At 50.1% G+C, this 1495-nt stretch carries 1 protein-coding gene; it reads left to right on the top strand.

Annotated elements, in window-relative coordinates; genetic code table 11:
* The first annotated feature begins 184 nt into the window (after positions 1-184).
* Positions 185-1330, top strand: a complete 1146-nt coding sequence (locus tag HWQ67_RS18300) for a metallophosphoesterase family protein (protein ID WP_218254132.1) — start codon at positions 185-187, stop codon at positions 1328-1330.
* Positions 1331-1495: the final 165 nt, after the last annotated feature.

The raw sequence follows: 1495 nt of genomic DNA, 5'->3' as shown, positions 1-1495 counted from the left end.
TATGGTTTCGCACTTTCTGGATTCCTGCTTACGCAGGAATGACACAGATGGGCGCAAAATACCATTTCTTGTCATTCCCGTGAAAACGGGAATCCATTTTCAAAAACAGTATAAAAAGCCAGTTAATAAAAAAGTGCAAAAGTATAGTTAGGGATAAAATAAAAAAATCCCCATGTTACCAAAAATGCAGGGTGGTGCCTTAAAGCAGATAATGTGGTTGGTGGCGGCAATGTCATTGTTGCTCGTGGTATGTTCTGCCACTTCCCTGGACTGTTCGGATAGAAAGAGCGCTGATAACGCCGATAAAACAGGCTTTGAGGAGTACCTTGCCTCCGGGGCCGACGGGATGACGGATACGTTTCGTTTTGTCGTATACGGCGACACCAGGGGTAATCTGATGCACACCGTCAATACGGATGTGATATCAAGGATCAACGCGCATATTGTTTCACTTAACCCGGCCCCTCTCTTTGTAATCCACACGGGTGATCTGGCCAGAAGGGGTGGCTCTGATGCCTACGGCTCAGGCAAAAAAGCCATGAAACAGCTTAACGACGCCAGCATACCGTATGCAATGGCGGTAGGAAATCATGAACTCTATTCCTCCTTTCCGGCCTGGGGGAGAACTAATATATCGGCACATATGCAGAGCGAGTATCAGGCAACTTTTTGTACATCAAACACGGTCGGGCCGATCTGTTTCCCGCAAGAGCCGAAGCTGCCGGGGTATGAAAACCTTGTCTTTGCCTTTGAGCTTGGTAATTCCTTTTTTGCGATACTGGCTACCTATTATGTAACAAAGGACGTTAAATACTATGACGACATTTCACCGGAGCAGTTGCAGTGGTTTCGGGAAAGGGTCTCCGGCAGCAGTAAAAAGCACAGGTTTGTCTTCGCACACAAGGCCGTTTACTCTTCCGGCGTTCACAATGAGCATCCCCCTGCGACCACACACATGCTTGAGCTGATGGGCGTCTTAAACGATAACCACGTTGACATATATTTTGCCGGACACGAGCACTACTACGTAAGAAGGAAGATCGAAACCGCCGATGGTCATAGATGGTCCAACGGCGTAACCCAGATAGTCACCGGCGGAGGTGGGGCACCCCTGCACAAACCCAACCCGGCATACGGACTCTCTGCCTGTGCCTCCAGGTACAGCTTTACCGTCATCGACGTCACCGCCAATGAGATACTTGGCACCACCTACGGGTTCAACTCACTGACGGACGACATCGTGCCCATTGATAAGTTTTGTCTGCTGGGTGCGGGCAAACCATGTCCGGGGTGGGAGGCGCAAGACAGGATTGTGGCGAAATGCGCCTAATCATAACACTCAGCCCCCCTTTCTTTCTTTTGCTACCATGAAATATAAAGAAGATACGGGTGCATAAACTTTTGGTGGGTAAGATAAACGGGGTCAAGGGGACTGGTCCCCTTGCAGGGGAGGTCAAGGAGGGGGCGGAGCCGCCCTCCTTGTAGGGGGTAGGGG

Source organism: Candidatus Magnetobacterium casense (genome assembly GCF_019173545.1).
Taxonomy (GTDB): Bacteria; Nitrospirota; Thermodesulfovibrionia; order Thermodesulfovibrionales; family Magnetobacteriaceae; genus Magnetobacterium; species Magnetobacterium cryptolimnobacter.
The sequence above is the reverse complement of the archived record's forward strand: the minus strand, read 5'-3'. Positions and strand labels throughout refer to the sequence as shown.

Coding starts and splice junctions, on each gene's coding strand:
- HWQ67_RS18300 (WP_218254132.1), top strand. CDS start 185: ATGCAGGGTGGTGCCTTAAAGCAGATAATGTGGTTGGTGGCGGCAATG.